The organism is Moorena producens PAL-8-15-08-1, assembly GCF_001767235.1.
In the GTDB taxonomy this organism is placed as follows: Bacteria; Cyanobacteriota; Cyanobacteriia; order Cyanobacteriales; family Coleofasciculaceae; genus Moorena; species Moorena producens_A.
Window position 1 is genome coordinate 6890919 of record NZ_CP017599.1, and the last position, 25731, is coordinate 6916649.

18 protein-coding genes are annotated in these 25731 nt (G+C 43.4%); 4 read left to right on the forward strand and 14 right to left on the reverse strand.

Going from position 1 to position 25731, the window contains the following annotated elements:
• Positions 1-179: 179 nt before the first annotated feature.
• Complete coding sequence (locus tag BJP34_RS25195) at positions 180-6782, reverse strand: filamentous hemagglutinin N-terminal domain-containing protein (protein ID WP_070394716.1); 6603 nt, start codon at positions 6780-6782, stop codon at positions 180-182.
• Positions 6783-6920: 138 nt separating this feature from the next.
• On the opposite strand from BJP34_RS25195, the gene BJP34_RS44480 reads away from it, so the two are divergent.
• The 4 genes from BJP34_RS44480 to lodB all read left to right on the forward strand — a co-directional run bounded on the left by BJP34_RS44480 (position 6921) and on the right by lodB (position 12303).
• Positions 6921-7058, forward strand: coding sequence for a hypothetical protein (locus tag BJP34_RS44480; protein WP_158517468.1), 138 nt, complete (start codon positions 6921-6923; stop codon positions 7056-7058).
• Between the two features lie 409 nt (positions 7059-7467).
• Positions 7468-7623, forward strand: coding sequence for a hypothetical protein (locus tag BJP34_RS44485; protein WP_158517469.1), 156 nt, complete (start codon positions 7468-7470; stop codon positions 7621-7623).
• A 792-nt stretch (positions 7624-8415) separates the two neighbouring features.
• Complete coding sequence (lodA, locus tag BJP34_RS25205) at positions 8416-10782, forward strand: CTQ-dependent lysine 6-oxidase LodA (protein WP_070394718.1); 2367 nt, start codon at positions 8416-8418, stop codon at positions 10780-10782.
• A 387-nt stretch (positions 10783-11169) separates the two neighbouring features.
• Positions 11170-12303, forward strand: a complete 1134-nt coding sequence (lodB, locus tag BJP34_RS25210; protein WP_070394719.1) for a lysine-epsilon-oxidase maturase LodB — start codon at positions 11170-11172, stop codon at positions 12301-12303.
• A 33-nt stretch (positions 12304-12336) separates the two neighbouring features.
• On the opposite strand, the gene BJP34_RS25215 is transcribed toward lodB, so the two are convergent.
• The 13 genes from BJP34_RS25215 to BJP34_RS25260 all read right to left on the reverse strand — a co-directional run bounded on the left by BJP34_RS25215 (position 12337) and on the right by BJP34_RS25260 (position 25656).
• Complete coding sequence (locus tag BJP34_RS25215) at positions 12337-12873, reverse strand: filamentous hemagglutinin N-terminal domain-containing protein (protein ID WP_229424017.1); 537 nt, start codon at positions 12871-12873, stop codon at positions 12337-12339.
• A gap of 143 nt (positions 12874-13016) precedes the next feature.
• Positions 13017-14072 (reverse strand): tetratricopeptide repeat protein, encoded by a 1056-nt coding sequence (locus tag BJP34_RS25220; protein ID WP_229424018.1) that lies wholly within the window; start codon positions 14070-14072, stop codon positions 13017-13019.
• A 289-nt stretch (positions 14073-14361) separates the two neighbouring features.
• The gene (locus BJP34_RS25225) at positions 14362-15684 is read right to left on the reverse strand and encodes an RNA-guided endonuclease InsQ/TnpB family protein (protein WP_229424019.1); all 1323 of its coding nucleotides are present in this window, start codon (positions 15682-15684) and stop codon (positions 14362-14364) included.
• On the reverse strand, positions 15572-16036 hold the full coding sequence (locus BJP34_RS37560; protein ID WP_418904172.1) for an IS607 family transposase: 465 nt from the start codon (positions 16034-16036) through the stop codon (positions 15572-15574). Before BJP34_RS37560 ends, BJP34_RS25225 begins: the two co-directional genes overlap by 113 nt.
• A gap of 46 nt (positions 16037-16082) precedes the next feature.
• On the reverse strand, positions 16083-16193 hold the full coding sequence (locus tag BJP34_RS50540) for a helix-turn-helix domain-containing protein (RefSeq protein ID WP_364416855.1): 111 nt from the start codon (positions 16191-16193) through the stop codon (positions 16083-16085).
• Positions 16194-16412: 219 nt separating this feature from the next.
• Entirely contained in the window at positions 16413-16535 is a 123-nt protein-coding gene (locus tag BJP34_RS49435; protein ID WP_008180130.1) for a hypothetical protein, read from the reverse strand.
• Positions 16536-16887: 352 nt separating this feature from the next.
• Positions 16888-18147, reverse strand: coding sequence for a WD40 repeat domain-containing protein (locus BJP34_RS25230; RefSeq protein WP_070394720.1), 1260 nt, complete (start codon positions 18145-18147; stop codon positions 16888-16890).
• A 9-nt stretch (positions 18148-18156) separates the two neighbouring features.
• On the reverse strand, positions 18157-19110 hold the full coding sequence (locus BJP34_RS25235) for a hypothetical protein (RefSeq protein WP_070394721.1): 954 nt from the start codon (positions 19108-19110) through the stop codon (positions 18157-18159).
• A gap of 18 nt (positions 19111-19128) precedes the next feature.
• Complete coding sequence (locus BJP34_RS25240; protein WP_070394722.1) at positions 19129-21318, reverse strand: hypothetical protein; 2190 nt, start codon at positions 21316-21318, stop codon at positions 19129-19131.
• A 390-nt stretch (positions 21319-21708) separates the two neighbouring features.
• Positions 21709-21921, reverse strand: a complete 213-nt coding sequence (locus BJP34_RS25245; protein WP_202972022.1) for a caspase family protein — start codon at positions 21919-21921, stop codon at positions 21709-21711.
• Positions 21922-22292: 371 nt separating this feature from the next.
• Positions 22293-22979, reverse strand: a complete 687-nt coding sequence (locus BJP34_RS25250; protein WP_070396872.1) for a response regulator transcription factor — start codon at positions 22977-22979, stop codon at positions 22293-22295.
• 203 nt (positions 22980-23182) lie between these two features.
• Complete coding sequence (locus BJP34_RS25255) at positions 23183-24148, reverse strand: glycosyltransferase (protein WP_070396873.1); 966 nt, start codon at positions 24146-24148, stop codon at positions 23183-23185.
• Between the two features lie 293 nt (positions 24149-24441).
• A complete protein-coding gene (locus BJP34_RS25260) occupies positions 24442-25656 on the reverse strand; it encodes a class I SAM-dependent methyltransferase (RefSeq protein WP_070394724.1) in 1215 nt (404 codons plus the stop codon).
• Between the last annotated feature and the right edge of the window lie 75 nt (positions 25657-25731).

Genomic DNA, 25731 nt, shown 5'->3' on the forward strand with positions numbered 1-25731 from the left:
CACTCGCGCTTTGCATCAAGACAATGATGATTTTTAACGACAAATTAAGTATATTGTCTTATCCCCCACACCCCACACCCCACACCCCACACCCCACACCTGACGTCAAAGTAAAAAACCTACCCTTATGAGGATCTATCCTCTGGCTTTCCCCTTGTTAAGCTTTCCATTTCCCGCTTCTAACGACTCCCGACTCCCGATTCCCGATTCCCGACTCCGGACCCAAGGGTTTTTTGAAGCATCGGACAATCTACTTGATGTAACCACGTACCCTGAGGAGTAACTATGACTGGATGAGCGGTGAGAATTACCTCCCCGTTGGGAGCGATAACCCAGCCTTGGGCTTCAACAATTTGTTTAGGTTTAGGGTTCTTGGTCTGTGGTTGGTTAGTCTGTAGTTGATGCTGCCTTGACCTTGACCGACGTTTTCTGATCCTAGTTTGAGGTTGCTCAGTGATACGCCAATCGTCCCATGTAGGATTGGGGCTCAGGGTTTCGTTGGGAGAAATCGGTAAGCCACCACGACCTGTGGCAATAAATTCACTGCCCTCACCAGCAGCACAGAGGTTTTTTTCAATCAGTTGAGATACATCAATGACATCGGTTGGCAATTCCGATAACCCTTGGCTGGGGTCAATTCCAGGTGCATTGATGTTGACGGTACCATCTACACCAAACTCAGAGCTAGCGGTAATGTCACTGAGGGGGGTGAGCTTTTCTCGGAACTCTAGCCCAATAATACCTTGGGTGGTGATGTTGATATTGCCGCCATTGCCTTCAAAAGCATTAGCGGTAATGTCGCTATCTTCTTGACGAATGCCTATGATAAAGGGAGCATTAATCGTAATATTGCCGCCGTCTCCACCAGCTTGAGCAGTGCCTGCGGTAGTGGAGATTTTACTGTTGCGTCGCAAGAACAACAACTCGTCAATGGTCAAGGTAATATTGCCCCCTTGGGTGCTAGCTGTTTCTGCGGATAGCTCTGCTTTATTATTAAGGGTGAGTGTGCCTGCCTCAAGGGTAATACTGCCCCCTTTTCCCTGGCCTTGGCTATCTACAGCTATCTTGGCTCCATCCCGAATAGTTACAGTTCTCGGGTCAACGAAAATATTGCCACCATCACCGCTAGAATCACGAGTAGTGTTGGCAAACAGCCCACTTCCAGTTCCAGCTAAAGTAATATCATCACGTACTTCCAGAGTAATATTACCAGCCTGCTCAGTACCTTCGGTGGTGGTTCTGACGTTCCCACCGTCAGTAGCCTCAAATCGATTGGCCTCAATGATTTTAATGTTGCCACCCTTACCCCGGTCAGTATTGGTAACCCTGGAAGTAGTGGCTGATACCTGTGACTCTCCCTGGATGGTGACTTGCTCAGCCCGAAGGGTGATGTTACCAGCATCGCCATCACCAGCAGTACTGGAAGTTATTTCAGAGTCATTGGTTAAGGTAAGCGATCGCGTTTTAATATCGACATTTCCACCATTGCCAACTGCACCAGGGTTTACTGCTGTGGATATGGAACTATTCCGATTAAGGGAAACCTCCTCTGCGTCTGGGATGCTGATACTACCGGCATCTCCTTGACCGGCAGTACTCGCTTCAATGGTCGAGGTGTGATCTAGGGATAGGGACTTGGTTTCAATATCGACATTGCCACCATTGCCAACTGCTCCAGTGTTTACTGCTGTGGATATGGAACTATTCCGATTCAGGTCAACCTGTTGAGCCTCTTGTATTTTGATACTACCGGCATTGCCCTGAGCATCAGTACTGGCAGTTATTTGAGATTGATTTAATTTTAGCGATCGCGTTTGAATGTCAATATTGCTGGCTTTGTCAGCAACTGCACCAAAGTTAACTTCTGTAGAAATGGAACTATTGCGATCAAGGTTAACCTGTTGAGCATCCCGAACCTGGATTTGACCAGCATCCCCTTTCCCAGAGGTGCTGGCAGTGATGTCAGAGTCATTTAATGTTAGCGTACGGGTTTTAATATCCACATTCCCACCTTTTCCAACTGCACCAGGGTTTACTGCTGTGGATATCGAACTATTCCGATTAAGGGAAACCTCCTCTGCGTCTGGGATGCTGATACTACCGGCATTTCCTTGACCGGCAGTACTTGCTTCAATGGTCGAGGTGTGATCTAGGGATAGAGACTTGGTTTCAATATCGACATTGCCACCCTTGCCCTCTGCTCCAGTATTTACCGCTGTGGATATGGAACTATTCCGATTCAGGTCAACCTGTTGAGCCTCTTGTATTTTGATACTACCAGCATTGCCCTGAGCATCAGTACTGGCAGTTATTTGAGATTGATTTAATTTTAGCGATCGCGTTTTTAGATCAACATTACCGCCTTTTTCAGCAACTGCACCAGAGTTTACTGCGGTGGATATGGAACTATTCCGATTCAGGTTAACCGAATCGGCATCTGGGATGGTGATACTACCGGCATTTCCGTTACCGGCAGTACTGGCTTCAATGGTCGAGGTCTGATCTAGGCCTAGAGACTTGGTTTCAATTTCCACATCACCACCCTTGCCCTCTGCTCGAGTATTTACTGCTGTGGAAATCGAACTATTCCGATTAAGGTTAACCTGTTGAGCCTCTTGTATTGTGATACTACCGGCATCCCCTTCCCCAGAGGTGCTGGCAGTTATGTTAGAGCTATTGGTTAATTTTAGCGTACGCGTTTTAATCGCAATATTGCTGAGTTTTTCAGCAACTGCACCAGAGTTTACTGCGGTGGATATGGAACTATTCCGATTCAGGTTAACCGAATCGGCATCTGGGATGGTGATACTACCGGCATTTCCGTTACCGGCAGTACTGGCTTCAATGGTCGAGGTGTGATCTAGAGCTAGGGACTTGGTTTCAATATCGACATTACCACCATTGCCATCTGCTCCAGTATTTACCGCTGTGGAAATGGAACTGTTGAGATCAAGGTTAACCTGTTGAGCCTCTTGTATAACGATACTACCGGCATCCCCTATCCCAGAGGTGCTGGCAGTGATGTCAGATTCATTTAATGTAAGCGTACGCGTTTTAATATCAATATTGCTGTCAATATCAATATTGTTGTCTTTTTGGACAATTGCACCTTTCTTAACCTCTGTAGAGATCGAACTATTCCGATTAAGGGAAACATCCTCTGCGTCTGGGATGGTGATACTACCGGCATTTCCTTGACCGGCAGTACTCGCTTCAATGTTCGAGGTTTGATCTAGGGATATAGACTTGGTTTGAATATCAATATCCCCACCATTGCCCTCTGCACCAGTATTTACTGCTGTGGAAATCGAACTATTCCGATTAAGGTTAACCTGTTGAGCATCTTTTATAAAGATACTACCGGCATCCCCTATTCCAGAGGTGCTGGCAGTGATGTCAGAGTCATTTAATGTAAGCGTACGCGTTTTAATATCAATATTGCTGTCAATATCAATATTGTTGTCTTTTTGGACAATTGCACCTTTCTTAACCTCTGTAGAGATCGAACTATTCCGATTAAGGGAAACATCCTCTGCGTCTGCGATTTTGATACTACCGGCATTTCCTTGACCGGCAGTACTTGCTTCAATGTTTGAGGTTTGATCTAGGGATATAGACTTGGTTTGAATATCAATATCCCCACCACTGCCATCTGCTCCAGTGTTTACTGCGGTGGATATGGAACTATTCCGATTCAGGTTAACCTGTTGAGCCTCTTGTATGGTGATACTACCGGCATTGCCCTGAGCATCAGTACTGGCAGTTATTTGAGATTGATTTAATGTTAGCGATCGCGTCTGAATATCAATCTTACCCACTTCCTGCCCTGGGCTAGGGTTCACCTTTGCTCCAGCCCTTACCTCCGTTGAAATTGAGCTGTTGTCGGCAAGCTCGACAGAGTCAGCATTCTTAACAAAAATGTTTCCAGAGCTTCCTGTACCAGAGGTAGATGCAGAAATCTGCCCTTTATCCTGGAGTGTCAAGTCTGGGGTAGTAATGGTGATCGTTCCACCAGCCCCAGCGCCTTCGGTAGAACTCGATACAACTGCCCCATCCCGGACAATCAACGTTTTTGTATCAATGTTAATGCTTCCAGCATCGCCAAGTTCATTTCTTTCATTGTTAATGAATTGAGAGTTAGCGAATATTCCACTAGGAACTACAGTATTCTCATCATCGACAGCAGTGCCAACTAACTCTACTTCCGAAGCCATGACTGTTATATTGGCTCCGGTACCACTATTTCCGGTTGCTGCGCCAATTCTGGAGCCATCACGTACTAACAGTTGGTCGGTTTTAATCGTTAAGTTTCCAGCATTCCCTGAACCAGTGGTATCAGCAGCAATCACCGCTCCCTTCTCTAGAGTCAATGTGGGTGTATTGACCTTTAACTCACCGGCATTACCTGAGTTCAAGGTAGCGGTAGCCAAGGTAACCTTGCCCGACAATGTCACTGACTCAGTGGCATTTATGGTTAAATTCCCCCCACCTTTTGCGTTTTCTAGCCTTCTCCTAACAGTTGCTGTGGTTACTCCAGCTCCATTCTGAACCGTTAAACGTTGGGTATTAATGGTTAAGTCGCCTGCCTTACCAGTACTGTTAGTAGCAGTCGTCAACCCGGTGGGAATAGCTCTGATCGCCAAGGCTAGCCGTTCGTTAGGAGTAGGGATAAATGGATCAGTTTCGTTGCCGACAATGTCTACTGACTCAGCGTTAACCGTTAAATTTCCACTATTGCCACTACTACCACTTAAAGTGACAGTAGCAGCTCCAGCTAGACTCCGTGATTCTTGGTTTTGGGCTTGGTTTCGGATACTCAAAGTTCTGGTGTTAATGCTTAAGTCCCCAGAATCCCCTGGTCCAGTTGTAACCGTTGCCAAGCCAGACCCATTGAAAACTCTGAACAGCCGTTCTACCAAGTTGGAATTGGTGAAGTTCGTGACCAATTCCCCCAAATTGCTGAAGCCTGACCCTTCTGTATTAATTAATGTCACTGACTCAGGGGCATTGACAATTAAATTTCCTCCTACACCTGCCCCAGTTGTAACAGTAACAACACCAGAGTCATCCAGCAAAAAGTTGCTACCGCTGTTAAGGGTGATCTTACCTCCCTCTATTCCAGCAGAAGCAATGAAAGAACCTGGATTGAGGGTGATGTTATCATTGGCCAAAAACGTGACATCACCGCCATTGCCAGAGAAAGGGTTAAACGGATTATTATTTGGAATAGCAATGGTATTAACTATACCGTTGAGGGTAATGCTACCGCGAGAATCGATAGTAACTGATCCTCCCTGGAATAGTTCACCGTTCTGAATGGCTAGATTGGCCAGAGTTGGCACTAACGAACCTAGAGTGGCTGAAACTTCAATATCTCCTGCTAGTGAAGGATTAGGCTTGTACTGATTGGTGAGCAAAACCTTTCCTGCCAACAGATCATTGGCAGATATGTTTTGGAACAACAAGTCTAATAAACTGACATCAGCAAAAGCGATGGTGCCGATTGTAATATCTGCACTGGTGGCACTATTGGTAATAGTGGGTCTGCCAAAGATCAAGAATTGGTTGCCTGTTGGTAGTCCAGGGGTACCAACTTGATTCGGATCTACTCCAGCACGAATATCAAGACTCGGTTCAGCCTGACCGTTAATATCCACCACTGTGCCATTAGATAAGGTAATGGCTTCGGAAATAAACTCTATTCCTTCTGTACCTGTTGCTGAGCCTGTAATGATCACAGAGCCGATCTCTACCGCTCCCCCTGCCACAATATGTAGGGAGGTTCCTAGATAGCTGTTGAAACTAACATCCCCAACTGAGCGAATAATTGGGTCATCGGGACTAAATAAATCTCCGAGACTGCCATCGAGTTGTTCAATCCGGAAACTGCCACCACTCCAATAGTGGGCATCACCGGCGACGGTATTTTGCGATCGCAAAACCAGATCTCCACCGGAAAAAAGACCACTGTCTGGATGGTTCAAGGCAAATATATCCACCCCTTGATTGCCCTGAATCAATAACTTACCGCCAGCAGCGGCAATAAATGGTTGCCCGATACTATCGCGTATTTGAACTGTATCTTCTCCATTGAGTGTCAAATCTCCCCCAGCAATTAGTTGACCTTGTAAGTCAAGCTGACCAGCCGCTAGGGTGAGGTCTTGCCCCACTACTAAATAACCAGCGTTAGTAATTTTGGGTTTGGGTTGATTCAAGCCATACTGCAATCCCGGAGTAATAGTAATACTCAATAAAGGGGGGGCTTGTGGATTGGTGGCACTGAATTCTGTACCGTTGTTGAAGACTAAACTATTGGCTGTACTGGCGAAAAAGGAACCTGCGATATCCAACCTGGCATTCTGGCCAAACACGATGCCATTGGGATTGAGTAAAAACAGATTCGCTCCACCATCGACACCAAGAGTTCCTAGAATGTTTGAAATATTACCCCCAGTTACCCGAGACAGAATGTTATCGATTCCAGCTGGATTGGCAAAGTAAACCCGCTGTAGCTGACCAACATTAAAATCTTGAAAGCTATGGAACAGGTTACTACCTCGGGCTGCTCCCCCTTCAATCAAGTCCCCGGGCTCTCCCCTAATCGTTAGATTTGGTGTTACCACTGACGATTCATTACCCAAGGTTTGGTCAGGGGTAATCTGGGCTAGGGCATAGTTACCAGAAAAAGCCATCACCACCCATCCGATTAGGGTTAGGGCTTTTTCAGTTAAGCGCAATATCCCTAGCCCTCTGGTTGAGGGCTTACTTTGCCGATTAGTCATCTTTTGCTACTGCACAACTAGCTAGTTGTCTGGAGGTACCTATAAGGAGTCAAGTTCCTTGACTCTCTAGATTATTTCTCAGGGAAAGCCAGGGAGTTTACGGAATTTTTAGGTTATCCTTAACAAAAATTTACGGAAATGGTGCGGATTGATACTTTTTTTACGGTTATTGCGATCGCGGAATATAGCGCTACGCGCAATGGCATTGGCAAGAGGCAAAAGGCAACAGTTTACTACAACAGCTTTTGCTGCTTGTATCAATGTCAAACACCTTAATGGGTAGTGCTATATTGCGATCGCGCAATACCCTGTAATCTCAAGTTACCTTGAGCCATAGCATTTGCACATATGGCTGACTCACAATCGAGAGGTGTTTGCTGCTTATAAAGCCAGTTTAGGCTTCATTTTGGGTTGATTTTTGGGCGTTGCTGATTATAGGTATGGTTTTGCCCCCCTAACCCCCCAATTCTGGGGGGAATAAGACGTTCAAAATCCCCCAGCGAGGGATTGCTCGCTGGGGGATTTAGGGGGCTTTAATAAAACCAAATGATCGCGCATTCATTCCTTAATTCAGCAACGCCGATTTTTGTTTAAGTCCCACTAAACAGTTCACCAAACAGTTCACTGGACGTTCACCGAACAAGTTCTTGCCAGGCGGAACGGGAAGCGTTAGAGGTATTGATTGATGCGATCGCTAATCCAGAATTTGATTGAGTACCTGCTCCCTATGAGGTTTGATATGAGGTTTATCAGGTTTGATATCCAGGGCAAACGCATCTTATTTTTGAAAAGCAGGCGGGGTGAGGATTTTAGCGATCGAGTCCTGTTTGGAATCAATTGATGAAATCCTTACTGGATCAGGGTTTTGCAATTTAGATGCGTTTGCCCTGGTTGGATATGAGGTTTATGAGGTTTGATATGAGGTTTATGAGGTTTGATATGAGGTTTGATATGAGGTTTATGAGGTTTGATATGAGGTTTATGAGGTTTGATATGAGGTTTATGAGGTTTGATATGAGGTTTTATATGAGGTTTTATATGAGGTTTTATATGAGGTTTATAAGTTGACAAACACTTTTAAGTATAGTTAATCTTTATATTAAAGGAAGTAAACTTTCCTTTATTGAATACAATTACGAGTTTTGAAACAGATGAAAAAAACTCATGCCATTGCATCTCTACTACGTACTAAAGAATTAGTTGCTGTGGGAACAGGTCTTGCGTTGCATAACAAATGAACTATGTAGCATCAGAGCAAGCTTAAACCCATGAGGGGGCATAAGATTTAGTACTAATGTTGCTGCATAAGTGACATGCTCCTTTCTAGCAAAGCAATGGATTGTCGAACGGACGTTTGGTTGGCTCAACAGATTTCGGCTATGAAGTAAAGATTATGAGTTGTACACGACCAAAGCGCGAAGCGATAATTGATGATTTATGGCTCGCTTATTCGTTTAATGACTCACCGATTAGCTTCTTAAGCTTTTATTTACAAATCAGCTCTGAAACCCAAATCTTGTGAACTTTCCAGATTTATCAAGCAAGCCCCAAGTATATACGCAATTAATTAATAATTGTTGTGAGTAAGCTGGGGTAGAGTGTTTAAGGTTTTACTGCATAATGGAGAAAAAAAATGGCAAATGATCAATATGAATATGTTATTCATCCAGCTATTGGAGTTGCTCGAGTGGGCAATCATCCCACAAAGTTCTTTTTAGCTCCCGAGAAAATTGGTGGCTTGCCTATTGAATATGATGATACACTTCAGGAATTTGTACCTGTTACCAACTTTAAAGAGCAAGACTCTTCTTCGGGTCAAGAGCTTATAAAACGGCAAGGACAAAAGTTTCGCATCTATAAATATGATAAAAAAAGGCCAAATGATAAACCAGAAGAAGTGCAGCTAGGTGGCAATATATTGTCCATCACATGGACTGTACATTTAGCCAACAAAAAAGCTGCTTGGTATGAATTCTCCGAACTGAAAGGCAACCTGTTGCTAGGAGAAGAAAATAGCTATAAAAAACAGGGTGTTCCTTTCCGAAACCAACAGGTAGTAGATCGGAAAAAATTAATTATTGACCCTGGTCCAATCACGATTTCAGGTGAAAATCAGTGTAAGCCAATCCAGCCGCCTGCAACGGCGGGTGACGACTCCACGAACTGGCCGGAGCCATGCGATTTCCCACGGCAAGATAATCATGAAGGCGAGCCCCAGGGTCAGGTGTTTGACAAACTTGGCGATCTGAAGACAGATGACAAAGGAAATCTGATTGTTCTGGGAGGACATGGGCATTGTTGGGGACTGACAGACTTAGCTGGTTATGGGGGTGGAGATTACTGGTTCGATGATATATCGGATGGCTCTGTTACCTGCGAAATTGAAATAAATGATGGACCAAATCCACCAACACTAAAAGCTTGGGTAATAGTTGGTCCACCTGATTTTGCACCAGAGATTGTCAACATCTCCTCGTGGGACGACACAGCCTTTGACGTGGCAGTACGTAAATTAGATCTAGTTCCAAAATTGTATAAGGACAATCAGTTTGATTCCAATTTCGTCCCAGATTATAATCGTGACATTTTGCCAATTATCAATCGCATCTCTCGTTATCATTGGGTGGCAAATGTACAGTCGATGACAGCCTTATCATCAAATATTTTTGACTTTTCCAAACCATGGGAAGAGCAAAACCAAGAGCTTAGCCAAGAATATTTTAAGTATTTTCGTAAACCAGAGCCTCCTAATCTAGATTATCAAGAGTCATCTAAGCCCCGTCAAGTAAGTTTGTTTAGCAATCAATTACCAGATGAAAGCGGAGAAACCACTGGTATTCCTTTGATGCCACTTAATTCTAGTAGTAACTCAATCAAAAATATTAACATCGAGAAATTTTTGGCACTGACTGAAACCCAGTATTTTCTACTGGAACAATGGTTTAATAACTTTGATATAAATCATAGTAAGCCTACTATTCCTAAAGATTATAATTACCCCTTAAGCACTCAAGATCGTGCTAGCATTGGTAATGTTGTCGGACTTCCTCAGGCTCCAGGTATCGAAGTGACTTGGACGACACAAAATGAAGCGATATACGAGCTCTTTAATATAGGTTCTGGAGAAGAACAATTTTCCCAACTGCAGATTAAACACCATAAATTTGAGCCCTCAAAAGGACTCACTCCTGAACGCGATGAGTGTGAAAAGGATCACGATGGAGAGTACAAAGGCTGTGAACCAGGTGATCTAACCAAGCGCATGGCAATTCCCTGGCAAGCTGATTTCTACAACTGCTCAATTCAGTTAATCAACTACACAGATCCTAACGTTAACAAAGTTCTGGATGATGATGCAAATTTAGTGCCAAAACGACCAACGTACTATGCCTACTGGTGGCCACCTCAAGCTCCTTGGAATGTCATTAACGGTTTGAATGTAATGGGATCTCAACATGCGGTACAGATACAGAAAAACTCTCACGATGCTGAAATGGCAGGCTTGCAGATGAACTTTGCACGAGGAATCAACAGCTACTCACAAATGGTTAACCAAGGGTGGGCTAGTTTAGGATTCATCCGCAACACAAACGTTGATTCAGACGGAAAACTTGTAGAACATGCAGAGAAGTTCCCCTACTTTGTGGAAACAGAACGGAATTACCACGACTTCTTGTATACAGAAGTTTCTTACCAAGAAATTACCAAAAATGAGGAGGATCAAGATGGGGTATTTGTTATCACTAGTTTGAAGAAAACACAAGATATTAAAAAAAAGATAATATCTCGCATACAAGCAGAACAGAAAGCGATCGCGGACGCCAAAAGCAAGGGACTGAAAAGCTTTAAAATGGCTGGTCAAACCAAAGAAACACCCATTAGCGAAGAATATGAAGCATCCCTACAACAAGCTCTGGAAAAGATAGAAAGTTTCCGGGAAATTAAAGTGAGGCGTCAACCACGCGAAGTTCCTCGTTCTGGAAGAAGAATTCGCTTTTAATTAATTTCCCTTGCCTCCTGCTATCTCTTCTCATTAAAACTTACGCATTTGCCCCCTAAATCCCCCAATTCTGGGGGACTTTGACATCATTACCCCCCAGAATTGGGGGGCTAGGGGGGCGAAATAAACTTCACCGCGTAAGTCCTGCTCATATAAGATGATGCAGGAGAGTCTACTGGGTGCATCTCAATGCATGCTGTTTGACCTGGTGGTGCGTTACGGGCAGCAACCTAACCCGGGCGTTAAGGCTAAAAATTAGGGCGAGCGCCCCTAACGCACCCTACAGAACATTTTCAAATATGAGATGCACCCAGTCTACTTTTGCCGAATCGCCACTTTTTGGGTGATTCGCTTCCAGATTAGAAATTGAAAATTAAAGAGGATAAAATGTCACAAACTCCCAGTGTTGACGTTGCCATTATTGGTGGTGGACCCGCCGGAACCGCTTTAGCTCTAACAATTTGTCTCTATTCAAAACTCACTGTTGCTGTAATTGAACAAACAGCCTATGATAATCTTCGTACAGGAGAACACGTATCGGCTAGCTTGCTCCCCTTACTAGATTACCTGCAAGTGAAAGAACCTTTTCTCGCAGACAATCACACCCCCGTTTACAACGTTGCTGCCGTCTGGGGACATTCTGAACTCCACACTCGCCCCTCGATCATCAATCAAATGGGGGAAGGTTATCTCCTTGATCGCAGAGAATTTGATGTCATGTTAGCAGAACAACTGGTTCATAAAGGCGGTCAACTTTACCTGGAAACAAAATGTGCTGAAGGAGAGCAATTAGAAGGAGGAGGATGGAGACTATTCCTCAAGGATAATTCTGGGGAATATTCCCAGCTAGAAACCCGTTATTTGGTGGATGCCACAGGTAGACAAGCCAGAATTTCCAAGCGACTAGGGGCAAAATCTCTCCCCTGCGATTCCCTGGTGGGAATCAGTGCCGTGCTTGATTTTGAAGACGATCGCTCAAAAACAGAAGAAGTTCTGATTGAGTCAATTCCTGAAGGATGGTGGTACTCCGCGTGGCTGCCAAATGGGACCTTAATCGTGGTCTTGATGACAGATATCGATATTATGCGACAGGGCAAACTCCAGAAGGAAAAGCAGTGGGTTGAACTGTTATCCAAAGCTATCCATACCAAACAACGGGTTCGGGGAGGACAATTAGTTTATCCCCTTGCCGTAAAACCCGCTCAATCTCACGTTCTCGATCGCGCCGTGGGAGAAGACTGGATGGCGATCGGAGATGCTGCCATTGCTTTCGATCCCCTTTCCTCTATGGGTGTAGGACACGCAATAACTTGTGGATGCGATGCTGCTGTTGCCCTAGTCGAATATCTGATTAATAACGATGATAGACTACTCAAACAGTACCAGAACCGACTAAAACATAATTTTGATAATTATTTGAGTATTAGACATAGATATTACGCCCTGGAACAACGGTGGTTAGATTTCCCTTTTTGGAAACGTCGAACTCAATTATTTCCCATCCCCCTGGTAACAAAATAGATTCCTTCTCTCAACCAATAGATTTGTTGCGAATTAAGCCAAAAAGTGGGCGCTACTGAAGGAGCAGTTCAGAGATATGGGTGTAAAAGACAACGCTTCTGGATTGGTGGCACTGAATTCTGTACCGTTGTTGAACACTAAACTATTGGCTGTAGTGGCGAAAAAGGAACCTGCGATATCCAACCTGGCATTCTGGCCAAACACAATGCCATTGGGATTGAGTAAAAATAGATTCGCTCCACCATCGACACCAAGAGTTCCTAGTATGTTGGAGATATTACTCCCGGTCACCCGAGAGAGAATGTGATCGATTCCGGCTGGATTGGCAAAGTAAACCCGCTGTAGCTGACCAACATTAAAATCTTGAAAGCTGTGGAACAGGTTACTACCTCGGGTTGCTCCCCCTTCAATCAAGTCCCCTGGCTCTCCGGTGATAGTTAGATTTGGTGTTACCACTGACGATTCATTACCCAAGGTTTGATCCGGGGTAATCTGGGCTAGGGCATAGTTCCCAGAAAAAGCCATCACAACCCATCCGATTAGGGTTAGGGCTTTTTCAGTTAAGCGCAATATACCTATCCCCTAATCTCAAGTCCGGTTGAATACCTAAAATATAAGAGATTGATAGGGGAGATAGGGAGATGCACAGATCAGCTAGATTTTGATTAAGGCTAATGATCCGGACTTGATATGATGCCCTCACTGGGTGATCCTTAAAGGAACTTTTGCAGTTCCTTCAGCAGAGACTCGGTCTGCTCAATCCCTTCGTTATCCCGTTGAGTCTGGTAAAGTTCTAGGGCTTTTTCCACAGCAGTGAGGGCTTCGGTGACGCGAGAACGTTTTTTCAAGGCAACTCCTAGGTTATAGTGAGCTTGGGCATTTTCCGGAGCCAGTTCAATTAAACGTCTATAGGTTACTACTGCTGGTACATATTGTTCTTGGGCTAGAAGAATTTTCCCGATGTACTCCTGTGCTTCTACTAAATCAGGTTGGGCAGAAACTGCTCGACGAAATGCTTTGAGGGCATTGGATAAATTCCCTTTTGATTCCAGGATTTGACCGATCTGGAGGTGAATGTCAGGATTACGAGGGGCTAATTTCACCGCTTTTTCAAAAGCCGCCAGTCCAGCCATCTCATCTCCATGTATCAACCAAGCTGTGCCCAAACTTAGTTGGATACGGGTTTCGTTCGGAGCCATTTCCGCTGCTTTTTGGAACACTTTAATGGCTTCTTCAGCATTTTCCTGCTCTAACCAGGCTGCACCGATTAACTGGTATACTGTTAGATTGTCTGGCTCAATTTCGAGGATTTGTTCATAGGTTTCTATAGCGCCTTGATAGTCCTTTTGACGTAGCAGGGTAATGGCCAAACCAAAAAAGGCGTTAATATTCTCTCGGTTGAGTTTAGTAGCACGACGATAGGCCGTAGCAGCACCAGCATTGTCCCCAGCATTGGCGAGACTGTAACCCAGTGCGTAATGGAAATTAGCATTTTCCGGCTCGAGTGCGATCGCTTTTTTGTAAGCGGCGGCAGCGTCTTGGAATTTGCCCAGACTTGCCTGTAAGTAGCCAATGCCTGAAAAAATCTTAGGGTTTCCCTGCTCCAGCTCAGCTGCTTCCTTATAAATAGCAACAGCTTCCTCATAGTCACCAGCATCTACAAACTCTCGTGCTTGATGGAGAAGGTCATTGAGCTGTTGATTATACTGTTGTCGGCTAGATACCAGAGTTGGCATTGCTCCAGCAATCCCTGGGAGGGGGGTTGCCACTACGGAAAAAAATAAGCTAAGAAGGAGGAACAAAGTTTGCTGTAGCAAGGTCAATTTTTTCATGGTCATCAGTAGAGTGTACTTTGGGAGGTTCACTATACTGATGAGTTTTACCATGAACACCCGCTAATCGGGAAGGGTTAACCGGGATAAATTTTGGTTAAGTTTTGTTAAGCTACAGGATTGCTTGGGGTCAACTTATGATAATAACCCTTCCGGTCTAGACCGGAAGGGTTAGTGTTGAAGGATGTCAAGCCTAAATTTATATAACTTAACAATCCTGATACTTTTAACCCGGACAAACCATGACATCATAGACATTGCTGTCTATGGTGTCAGATACGCTGAGTACTACATCCCCAACATTGTTGAGGAAGGTGGTATCCCACATCGCCTTCAGGAAAATCCCGACGGCTCCATTGAAATCTCTAGGGATTTCGTATCCGCAACGTGGACATTGAAAATTCATAGAACTACCAAGTTTTCTATGAATGTGTCCGCACTTTGTACAAGTCTTGGAGGTATATTCCTCTGTTATCCTCACTAATTTGGAACCATAACGGTTGCACAAATGCTCTAAAATCTGAGAGAACTGATAAAAAGCCCACGTCATCATCGCCCTAGCTGTCTGGCTTTTTAGTTTTCGCTTCTTTTTGACAACCATCTGCGACGTCTCAAAGGTAGGTAAGACGATCACATCGTAGTTTCTTGCCAAAAACGATGCTACTTGTTTATGCAATTCAGTTCTCAGACTTCTGATCTTAGTTCTGAGTCTTTCCATAGCTATCCTTAGCTTGTATCGGCGACGTTTGTGTGTGCGTCCTTTTGATTTGTCATGCTCACTTTTTAACTTATCTAGATGCGAACAAAGTTTAGCTATTCTCTGAAAATCATTATTTGCGAACTCCAAGAAATCCGTGCCGTCAAACCCAGTCATGAACGTCCTAACTCCAGGATCTAAAGCTATCACTTTCTTGGTTTCAGTAGGCTCAATGTCAAACTCTACTGGAAAGTGCGCAAACCATCTCCCTTTGTTATAAGTAAGTTCAGTAGAACCATCAGTTAGTACACAGAAATCCTGACCTTTGAATTCGGGTTTTGGCAGATGTTTGGTCGTAGAAACCATCCACCGGCCAGCCTTGTAAGCCGTAGGGTCAAACTGGATCGTCAGATGATGATCTCGCACGCTACGAAATTTAGCTATTTTTAATCCAGCTTGTGGGTTTGGCACAAGGTTCTTCCCTTTCCCAACAGACTTCGGTTGTTTGGCGGTCTCTTTCCACGCCGTATAAGCCTCCATTGAAGCGTTATCTAAAATTTTGGAGACATTTAAATCTCTGCACCACTGCGGAATAAGTCCGGATTGTTTCAACCAAGTTCTAAAGCCATGTTTTCCTCCTTTCTTTCCGACTTTTGTGTAGCCCTGGTTCCGATTGAGCTGCTCGATCGATATGTTATAAACCTTGCGAACAGCAGAAACCCATTTTTTCCAGATCTTCTCAAGTTCTTTGCTTGGGTAAACTCGGTAACTCACTGTCTTCAAGAATTTTTCCCTTGTACTTCCTGAGTCCGTAGAGCCTACAACTGAAGACGTGGATAATTGCGAGAACATCTTCAACCATCTCTTGTTCTGGGCTGAGGTTCTTTTCGTCGAGAACCAATATTTTAGTTTTGAATTTAGAGCACAACCATGAGATAAGATCGAATCCAAAGCGACAGAGCCGATCTTTGTGGGCAACGACAATATACTTGCAAGTGCCGTCGAGAACTCTGTCCAATAGGGAGTGAAGACCAAATCTTTTGAAGTTGAGACCGCTGCCGATGTCTCGGATGACTTCTGCGTCTGGGTAACGAGACTTAAGAAACTGTACTTGTTGATCGAGATCATCTCTTTGAGAGCGGCTTGAAACCCTTGCATATAGGATTGTTGCTCTTTCGTCTCTATCTGTTTTTTTTGTTGAAATAGAGACAACTGAGTCTTGATTGTATCTTCAAAGTCCTCCAGGGGTTTTAATTCCTTGGATTTTGCCAACGTCCACGCCACCTTTCAAGTGTCCTGGTACTGACCCCGAGCCTGGTAGCAGCGACTCGGGGAGGAACATATTTAATTTGTTCATTCATTGACACATCTTGTTCAGTAAAGTTAGATTCTCCAACAAGATGTCAGAAAATGTCAAATATGTCGGAAAAAATATTTATCAGGACGTAACTCTTTTAGATCTATATAGTAGATGTCTTTTAGATGTTTTTTTTTATGACCCACCTATAGGGCTATAGGTGGGCTTTTTGAGTTTCACGAAAAGTTGAACCAGGGATGGCAAGCCTGATCCGTAAGGATTATTAAGATTGCAAAGCACCACTTTGAACCATCATCAGGATGAAAATACCAACACTGGCGACTACTAAAACAAGACCTAAAGCCACTGATTGACCCAAATGGTTGGGAGTTTGAGAAGTCTTCATGTGTCTTTTCCTTTCTTATAGTTATGTATGCCGATAATGAACGATAACAAACTTTTGCCAAGGTTGATAAGAAAATGCAAAGTCTCTTAACGTAACTTTACTTAAGTTAATACTAACGAAAGTGTGAGCTAGCTTGCGCTTGAGGCGAAGGGAATAGGATTTAATACAGTTAGAGCGATACCCAGTATGACCTGGGGCACCTCTGCTGTCATACCGTACTTAGGATTTTTACCCCATACGACTCCTAGATATTTTGGGTGGAATGGGCATCTTGCCCGTTCGTGACGGTGGGACCCGTGGCGAATTTAATTCGCCACGGGTCCCACCTAAAAGTTAGATTCACCCAACCTGATTACTTAATCATGGAATATAACTTTTCGATCTTAGCTTCGCCCTTACCTTGGTTAACATTAACATTTACGTTCCACAACAGCACTTGCCCATCAGCACCACCACTAACTATTTTTACTTTATCCCTATCAGAATTAGAATTGATCGCCAGTGACAAAACTGCTTTTTCATGTTTGAAATTGACATTACGTATTAGCTCAATGTTTTTTTTGTTAGTTACATCCCACAATTTCACGTTTCCAGTCTCATCCCCAGTAACGACATAACTTCCATCAAGGCTAAGGGCAACTGATTTGACCTGAGCATTTGTTTTAAGGGTATTCTTCGTTTTACCTTGGGTATCCTGCACTACCACTTTACCATCAGGATCAGCAGTTACAAAATACTGAAGACCTGGGCTAATAGCAGCTAAAACAACAGTGGTTGGCTGAGAAGGATTGTGTACTCTCCCAAATCTGCTTGGATTCCAACTAAGCCCTAGGTTAATTAGCCCAATCACGCCGAAAATTATCAATATTGTTGCCAATTGGGGATTATATTTTTTAATTGCGTCCAAAAAGCTTGGGATCTCAAAGCTTAGAAAATTTTTTTGAACTGAATTCGGTGGCTCATAGGGAGAAAGGTCTTCGTTATCTCCAAGATTCGATAATCCCCGCCAAACTCCTGCTTTTTTGAGATCGTCTTGTTCCTTAATTCCGGTAACAACGACTAATGCTTGTGAATCCGAAGCATTGCTTTTCTGAGGTAGACGGGATTCTTTAAGTTCCTTAGCAATAAGTTTTATATTATCTTCTGAGTTTTTACCTATCATCAGAGGCTTCGTTGCAGTGGAGTTCTTGGTTTGAAGCGATGCTTTGATGACATTCTCGATTTGTTCATAAGAAACTTCAAATCCGTATTCCCCTCCTTCTTTAATAGCACTGTCAATGTCATTTTGTAATTTTCCCTCTAATGCAAGCACAGCGATTCCTCGTATTTGTTGCTCATCCTGCTCATTATCTTGAGCAATCAACGCTATAGAGTTTCGTATAGTGCGACCTCGATAATCTTTGCGTTTGCTTGCTTTCATGCCTGTGACAAGCAAAATTAAGTTACCACTCTCACGCCCTATAAAAATCGAATACCCTTGGGTTTCAAGCAATAGTTTAGATTTTTTAACCAAATCTGGTTCATCTATTGGCTTTTGTTCATCCTTTGCAACTTCTTTCCAAAAGTAATCCTGTTCTTGATAAAAACCAGCACTTAGAACATAAATTTTCATTGCTTACTCCTATTTATCAATAAAAAGTTTATCTTCGCCTTGTATAATGACAAAGCCACCAGAAGATTTACATTGACTAGCAGACTGGCGAGCAGCTTCTAAAAGGTATCTATCCCAACCTAGCCAATGACGAATAGTATTGAACCAGCCCCATTTCGTATCGTAATGAAGTTTGAGTAGGAAACTCAAAAGATACCGTAACGGCTGATCGCTATCTTTGGGACTATATCCAGCATCATGACTAATTTTGCGAAAGTAAAAACGCGGTCTTTGATTCACTACTCTAATATTATTGAATATCACAGTTCCTACAGTTTGAACAGGTGTAATTACGCAGGCAATCTTAGTCAGCAAATTTTCGCTCTTGAATAACTTAAATAGTTCAGCATATTTGTCTTTGATGCAGTTACGTAATTTTTTAGCATCTTCTTCGTTTTGCAAATATTTTTCACAACGAACAGGAACAAGGATAACGAGCCTAGGTTCTTTTAAATCTCCATAGCTTATTTTAAAAATATCACAAATCTGCTTGGGTCTGTTTCTCAAATGATGCCATTTGCCGTTGGCTTCCATGAGTGCAGGAGCGTCAATAGCAATCAAAACTGCAACACATTCATGCATTACATTTTTGACAAATTCACCATCCTTATCATCCAGATAGTGACCGGGAAAATCTTGAAAAGTCAGTTGTAAAGATGGTTTTTCACCAATCTTTCCTAGACCAAACTTAAAACATTTGAGCTCCTCTGTTCCTTCCAATCCTCCCGTCGCTTCAAAATCATCCAGCAGAGCTTTTAGCTCTCCTAAACGCTCTTGCAGAAATGCGGAACTTACAGGATCGGGAGTCAGTTGCAAATCGGCTTCCTCAAACGTATCAGAGAACTGCTCATACATAGCAGTTAAAACACTGGTTTTGCCTACCCCTCGATGTCCTAGCATTGTGACTTTAAGTTCTTTGGGCATTTGATTCTCCTTGTTGTGTTACTTGAATAATGACATCAACTCTTGCTGATTTAGGTTTGTTGCCTGTTCTACTGCCTCTAGCCACTCTTGGCGTACCCTGGAGCGTTCACCCAATAGCTCAAATTCCTTAGGCCAGATAGAAGAGCGTTCCTGGTAAAGAAAAATTTGCCATTCATCCTTGACTGCTTCAGCACGGAGTACACGGTCAAGAAATTCTTCTACTATGGCAAAAGCAGCTTGGGAAGGTTCACAAAGAAAATCTTCTAAGGCTGTTTCGCATTGAAAAACAGCTGCTGCATGAAGTGCTTCGAGATTGCTCTTGATTTGCTCTGCATTGGGAGACTTCCCAGACAGATGCAGATCAGTTCTATCAGGAGTTAATCCATTAAGACACTGGCGAATTCGGTGTTGGATAGTACCCCGATAAGAAAGCTGAAATTCAGAGAGGATTTGGAATCCAAATTTTAGTCTGCTGGGTTGCCCGTCTAAAATTTCATCAGGTAGTAGGTTAGCTATCTCTCCAAGAAAATCAGAACCTTTTGCTTCTGTGATTTTTCCTAAATTTGCCTTACCGATTAATACCTCTACTACTAGATTTTTTACCCTATCCAAAGATTTTTTTAACCCAGTATCTAGAGATAGAAAATGTTGTGATAGGTGAGCGCGAATTTCATTGAGGTAATCGCTATAGGCACTTGTGTAAGCCCCTTTACTATCACGCCTACTTTCAATTTCTTCCAAAGATGAGGGAATTTTGGTATCGTTATAGCAATTTTGGATAGCCTCTTCTACAGATTGTTTAAAGTCTCGGTCTTGCTCATTAATTTGGTCACTAAGTTGTTTAAGGACTTTTTCAAGACCACTGGTCAAATCGTTCCAAAGCCCATTAAACAATGGGATAAATTCAACCATCTCTCCTGAAATTTTTCCTTGTCCTAATGCTTGACGGGCTTTATCTAACTCAGCCACCACTGATGTTTGGATTTGCTTGATTCGATCCTGACAAGCAGACGCATATTGCTGATCTAGGTCAGTAATTGTTTTAGCTAAGTAGTTAAGAATGGGATCTAAAACCTGATCGTTAGCCTCTTGAGCTTCAGCGCAGTTAGCTATTACACAGTCTGCAACATTGATGTGTTTGTTGGTAATGTCGGTTTTCAATTGTTGGCAGAGTTGTAAGTTACTCTCATCACTCAGTTTGTTGAGAACCATAAAAGACCATAGTGGGAGCGGCAGATCATTCAAAGCTCTATAGGCTGTGTCGTACAGTTGCACATCAACGTCCCCCCAAAAGTCTCCTGTACTCTTTGGCATCCGGACAAATAGCACCGCATCAATATCCTCACCAATGGTTTTTACCATCCTCTTTTCATCACCAATTCCTGTATCTCCTAATCCCGGCATATCAATTAAAGCAATCTTTCCAAGATCATCCTTGGGAAAGTTGCAAATAATTCTGACCTCTCGAACTGCCAGATAGTTGAAATAAATACGCTCCCCTTGGAGGTTGTCTTGGGCTACATATTCTCGAATCTCTTCTTTCTTGATCTGGCGTGGAGAAGGAGCCTGCAACAGGGAACGATATTTATCTACATTCTCATGATATTGGCGTAGATGTTCATATTTGGCATTAACCTCTGCACCCTTAAGGTCGTTCGGTAGCGAAGGCAGGTCTTTTTTGGCAAAATCATCGATATTAGTTGGTTTAGTTCCCAATCTTAACTGCTCATAGTAAGGAGCAATAACCTCATCCATAAAAGTACGGTCTGTATAGAACAAGACTTCACCATATGTTTCAACATTTGGGTTATGGTGAATCTTGCTGCGAACCCCCGTACAGTGTTGACCGCTGCCATCAGGAATTTCTGCTGCAGTCAATCCAGTTAAACTCTGTAATAAACGACTCTTACCCTGTCTTGCTCGTCCAATCACACCGATGTTAAGAGTATCTCGCGAGAAACGAGTTTTGAGTTTAGCCAGTGCTTGTAACTCAGATACAATATCCTGCTGAATCTTCGAAAAATCGATTTCCTTCAAGCGTCCATTTATGCTTGGTTCATCAACCTTTTCCAGTAGCTGTTGGCGATAATCTTCGAGATAGCTAAGTTTAGAATAAAGAGAGTTTAAATTTACTCCGACCTCTTCAATTCTATTAGCCAAAGGTTGGCGCTTTTCTAGAATATAGGCAATTTTAGCAGTTCTGTCCATAGGTTATATATCCAATTAATTACAGTCCAAGTTTAGCTACCGATTGTTATCCAGTTACTCTGGTAAATATCACATCAAAATTGCGATCGCTGCACTAAATTTTGCTAACCAAATTCAGTAGGTTAGTTTCTGAAATAACTCATCTTGTCTGCTTCTATGTGCTAAAATTACTTGGGTGCTAATTCCTGGAAATCATGACCGCTATAGTATAACTAAACTACATCATTTTTTCCAGCTTGACGAAGATGGTTCAGGCTTTAGAGCTAATTTGTAAAGTAAATATTAAGAAGCTTGAAAGCCTTGCTATGATTGTCTTTTGGCTCTTAAATAGTTCAATTGTTATAGTTTAGCGCAAGCCTTATCCTACAAGGATTACAGCGAGTTTACAAATCAGCTATTAATAACTGCCTCGCGGGTCCCTTGCTCATTTTTAAGTGTTTGTAAATGCAGTTGGTATTCTTCTCGATCAAAGCGTTTGTTAAGATACTCTTCTATTGCTGTAATGTCGTTAGCACAGCCTTGTAATGGATTTACTTCAATAACTGAATCCGGAGCGTAGTGATCGATTCCCACTAGCAAGGCATAAATCTTCTTAAGCATCATTTCCTGCCATATTGGCTAAATATTTCTGGCTTTATTTAATTATTACTCCCGATTTATTAGTCCTTTTTATACAGAAAGCGGCTTTTTGTAAAATAACTTTACAAAACCTGGCGGATAGGATAGCGTTTCCTAGTCTAGTCAGGTACACCTAAATTTTCTCCCTTGTCTTGATGCAAAGCGCGAGTAGGGAGGAATTGTGTGGGTCACTTGCGGGAGCACCTTGTAAGCCCCGGACTCTAGAACTTACGTATTGACAAGTTAACCAAAATATGTATCGGTGGAATTTGAAATTGAATCGCTACCAGAAGTGCAGTTATCTAGCCTATCTGTCTTAGGGATAGGCCAGTAAATCGGTCTAAATGCTTTATCCTCTATTTCGTTAAACCATGTTCCAAAGCATACCGAACTAACTCGGTACGGCTATTAGTTCCCGTTTTACTAAACAAACGACTAACGTACTTCTCAACATTACGAACACTAGTCTCTAAACGTCGGGCAATTTCTTTATTCATTAGCCCTTGGGCAACCAAATCTAAGACACTCTGCTCTCTAGCTGTAAAATCAATGCGCAAGGGTGGAGGAGTTTGGACAATTCCATTCTTTTGGTCTAACATTGCCCGGATTTCAGCCACCTGCTTGGCTATTTTTTCAAGCTCTGTACTACCTACACTATCTTCAGAGTTAGCAGCGCGACGCTCCAAAAGGTTTTTAACAATAGCGACTAATTCATCTGGATCAAAGGGCTTCGGTAGGTACGCATCACAACCGGCCTGATAACCCTGAATTCGATCTGAGGTCATGCCACGGGCTGTCAGAAACACTACTGGCAGTGCTTTAAAACGGGGGTCATCTCGAAGCTGCTGTAGGAATTGATACCCATCCACTTGAGGCATCATGACGTCAGAAATTACTAGTTCGGGTGTATTTTGCTGTAACATTTGCCAAGCATCATTAGCATTGCTGGCAACCTGTACGGTAAAACCAAATTCTGTCAAATACTCTTTGACCGCTTCCCTTACTCCTGGTTCGTCATCTACCAATAAGAGTTTTGCTGACATCGCTACTTCCTTAACCCCTACTTCGTTTAAGAGCTTTGCTGACATCGCTACTTCCTTAACCCGTACTAGCCTTAGTGTAGCGCAGTGTAGTCCAATGTAGCGCAATTTACTGATAATAAGTGATTTGTGATTAATCGGGAATCGGGAATCGGAACCCACCCCTAACCCCTCCCAGGAGGGGAACTGGAATCAGGATGCAGCTATCAGCTTCCATGGGAAAGCCACTCAATCTGATCAGCTTTATCTGGCAGCCTGGCTTCCTGTTGTCCCTTTGCCCTTGCCCAAGTTCCAAACAGACCAATCGGTGTGCTGATTAACTCAATGGGATCGGTTTTGCCTGCGATCGCATTAATACTATTGCGCGGTAGTTCTTTCAGCAACCAACGACTGATCCGATACAGATATTCCTTTGGTGGAATATCCCGCATCAAGGGCACACCATGGAGCTGATGTAAGTAACGGTTAGAGCGACCATACCGATGCCATTGACTGTGATACTCCCGAAAGGTGGAACGGTGTCGGTGCTCAACTATGGCGGTTGGAGCAAGGAGTAATTGCCAGTTGCTTTGCTTTTGAATACGCCAGCAAATATCAGCATCACCACCAGTAGTCAGGTAAGGACGGAACAATCCAACTTCCTCGAATGCTTGCCGTCGGATTGCTAGGTTAGCGGTTTGACCGTAGGGACAATAAGAATTGTTTAAGGTATGTTCCTGAGATAGAACATTATGATACTCAGCGTGTTTTTCTAGCCAGGTTTTACCGGGCAACCCGATGATTTGACCAGCAACAATACCAATACTAAGGTTGGTCAAGGGTGAGACCAGGTCTGCTAACCAATGGGGTTGGGGACGACAGTCTGCGTCAGTAAAAGCAATTATTTCCCCCTTAGCGGCTCGAATGCCTTTGTTACGGGCTGCATAGGAGCTTTGAATCTGGTCTTCTAGGATGTAGTGGAAGGTTATGCCCTCAGATGCTCCCTCAGTAACGGCAGTTTCGATTAGTGAGGCAGTGCGATCGCTGCTATTATTATCCACTAACAGATACTCTACTTGGTCAGTGGGATAGGTCTGTGCCTGTAAACAACGGACTAACTCTGGTAAATCTGCTTCACCGTTGTAGATTGGTACAACTACTGAAACCTTGGGCAAACATTTGTCATGTGTCATCTGATAGGGAACAGGGAACAGGGAACAGGGAACAGGGATGGAGCTATCAGTTATAGCGCTACGCCAAAGGCAAGAGGCAAGAGGCAAGAGGCAAAAGTTTACTAAAACAGCTTTTGAGCTTGTATCAATGTCAAACACTTTAATGCGTAGTGCTATATCAGTTATCAGCTTTGGAGCAAGCTAGTGATTGGTGCTTGTGAATACAATAAGCTGTGTGCGCAGGGTGAGCCTTAGGCTGACGGCTGACGGCTGACGGCTGACCGCTGACCGCTGACTGCTCAATGTTTGCATTATCAATTATCAATTTTGAGCATAATCAACTGCCGTTGAAGTAGCGATCGCACTCCATCTAAATCGACGTTAACATGCTTGATAATTTCTGCTACGGTTTGGGTTTGGGATGAGTTGTCGGCTGAGCTACCATTCTGGTCACAGGCTTCGAGAAACGTAAATTCCTCATCTGATAACTTAACCAGCTGGTAATCATAGTCAAATAGGGACTTACTTGGCCAACCAGTCATACAAGGGTGGCGTTCTGGAATTGCGGCTAACAGGTCTTTATCTTCTGACCAATCTACCCGCTCTAAGGGAGGACGGGTCAAGAAAAACTCATAATGAGTCAGTTCGGGATCTAATAATTCAATTAACCGATATAGCTCCCGTTGACTCAGACCTTCTGAGCGTGCCATTAACTCTGGATTCTTGCCAAATAAGCGCTCTTTCTGCCAGTAGCGGGGATTAGAAAACCCAAGAAACTCTAAGCCAGCAGCATCAATTAGTTCAAATAGGGTTTCAATGTTATAGTCAATTTCTTGGGGATGAACGTACATATCCGCGAAGCATTCATCCTGATGGTTTTCCAAAGACCAGCGTTCCCGGTCTCGCTTGACAATTCTGTTGTTTTCTGGTAACGCTTCAAATAATTGACGACCGACCTTCACCCCATCCTGGTAGTCTCCCTGGTTTTGACCCTGCAAAAGTGCGATCGCTTGCTGCATCAACTGGATTTCCCAGCGTCCTAATTCAGCATAGACAAAGATATGAAATAAGCCTCCCGGTGCTAGTTTCTTAGCTATCGATTGAATCCCACGGATGGGGTCTGGCAAGTGATGTAACACTCCCACACAGTTAATTAGATCGAACTGACCCTCGATTTGGTCAACATCGTATAAGCTCAGGTGATGAAACTCGACCCGATCAGCACCTGAGCGGCGACAGCGTTCCTGGGCTACCTTCAAGGCCCCAGCACTAAGATCAATCCCCACTACTGAGGCTTGGGGATTGAGGTGAACCAGATACTCTGTGCCTACCCCCGTCCCACAACCAGCATCTAGAATCCGAATCTCCTCTCTTTGGGGTGTTTGCCCAGTACAAAAACTATAAGCAGCTCGCCAATTCCAGCGCCAGTTGTATCCAGGAGGTGGCTCATCGAGTAAGGGTTCTGGGGGAAAAGGGTAGGTATCGTAGAGGCGCTCAACGGCAGCGGCGGTTTCTTGAGAGGTTTTCATCACAAAACTTTACAAAACTTAATTATTAGGGGAAATTTTTTACGAAAATAAAGTATAATCTCAAAGGTTTCCTGG

Excerpts from the sequence above, each read along its gene's own strand:
- BJP34_RS25230 (WP_070394720.1), bottom strand. The coding sequence starts at position 18,147 with ATGAAAATTTATGTTCTAAGTGCTGGTTTTTATCAAGAACAGGATTAC.
- lodA (WP_070394718.1), top strand. The coding sequence starts at position 8,416 with ATGGCAAATGATCAATATGAATATGTTATTCATCCAGCTATTGGAGTT.
- BJP34_RS25245 (WP_202972022.1), bottom strand. The coding sequence starts at position 21,921 with ATGATGCTTAAGAAGATTTATGCCTTGCTAGTGGGAATCGATCACTAC.
- BJP34_RS25235 (WP_070394721.1), bottom strand. The coding sequence starts at position 19,110 with ATGCCCAAAGAACTTAAAGTCACAATGCTAGGACATCGAGGGGTAGGC.
- BJP34_RS25240 (WP_070394722.1), bottom strand. The coding sequence starts at position 21,318 with ATGGACAGAACTGCTAAAATTGCCTATATTCTAGAAAAGCGCCAACCT.
- BJP34_RS49435 (WP_008180130.1), bottom strand. The coding sequence starts at position 16,535 with ATGAAGACTTCTCAAACTCCCAACCATTTGGGTCAATCAGTGGCTTTA.
- BJP34_RS50540 (WP_364416855.1), bottom strand. The coding sequence starts at position 16,193 with ATGAATGAACAAATTAAATATGTTCCTCCCCGAGTCGCTGCTACCAGG.
- BJP34_RS25255 (WP_070396873.1), bottom strand. The coding sequence starts at position 24,148 with ATGACACATGACAAATGTTTGCCCAAGGTTTCAGTAGTTGTACCAATC.
- BJP34_RS25195 (WP_070394716.1), bottom strand. The coding sequence starts at position 6,782 with ATGACTAATCGGCAAAGTAAGCCCTCAACCAGAGGGCTAGGGATATTG.
- BJP34_RS44485 (WP_158517469.1), top strand. The coding sequence starts at position 7,468 with ATGCGATCGCTAATCCAGAATTTGATTGAGTACCTGCTCCCTATGAGG.
- BJP34_RS25225 (WP_229424019.1), bottom strand. The coding sequence starts at position 15,684 with ATGTTCTCGCAATTATCCACGTCTTCAGTTGTAGGCTCTACGGACTCA.
- lodB (WP_070394719.1), top strand. The coding sequence starts at position 11,170 with ATGTCACAAACTCCCAGTGTTGACGTTGCCATTATTGGTGGTGGACCC.
- BJP34_RS25260 (WP_070394724.1), bottom strand. The coding sequence starts at position 25,656 with ATGAAAACCTCTCAAGAAACCGCCGCTGCCGTTGAGCGCCTCTACGAT.
- BJP34_RS25250 (WP_070396872.1), bottom strand. The coding sequence starts at position 22,979 with ATGTCAGCAAAACTCTTATTGGTAGATGACGAACCAGGAGTAAGGGAA.
- BJP34_RS44480 (WP_158517468.1), top strand. The coding sequence starts at position 6,921 with ATGGTGCGGATTGATACTTTTTTTACGGTTATTGCGATCGCGGAATAT.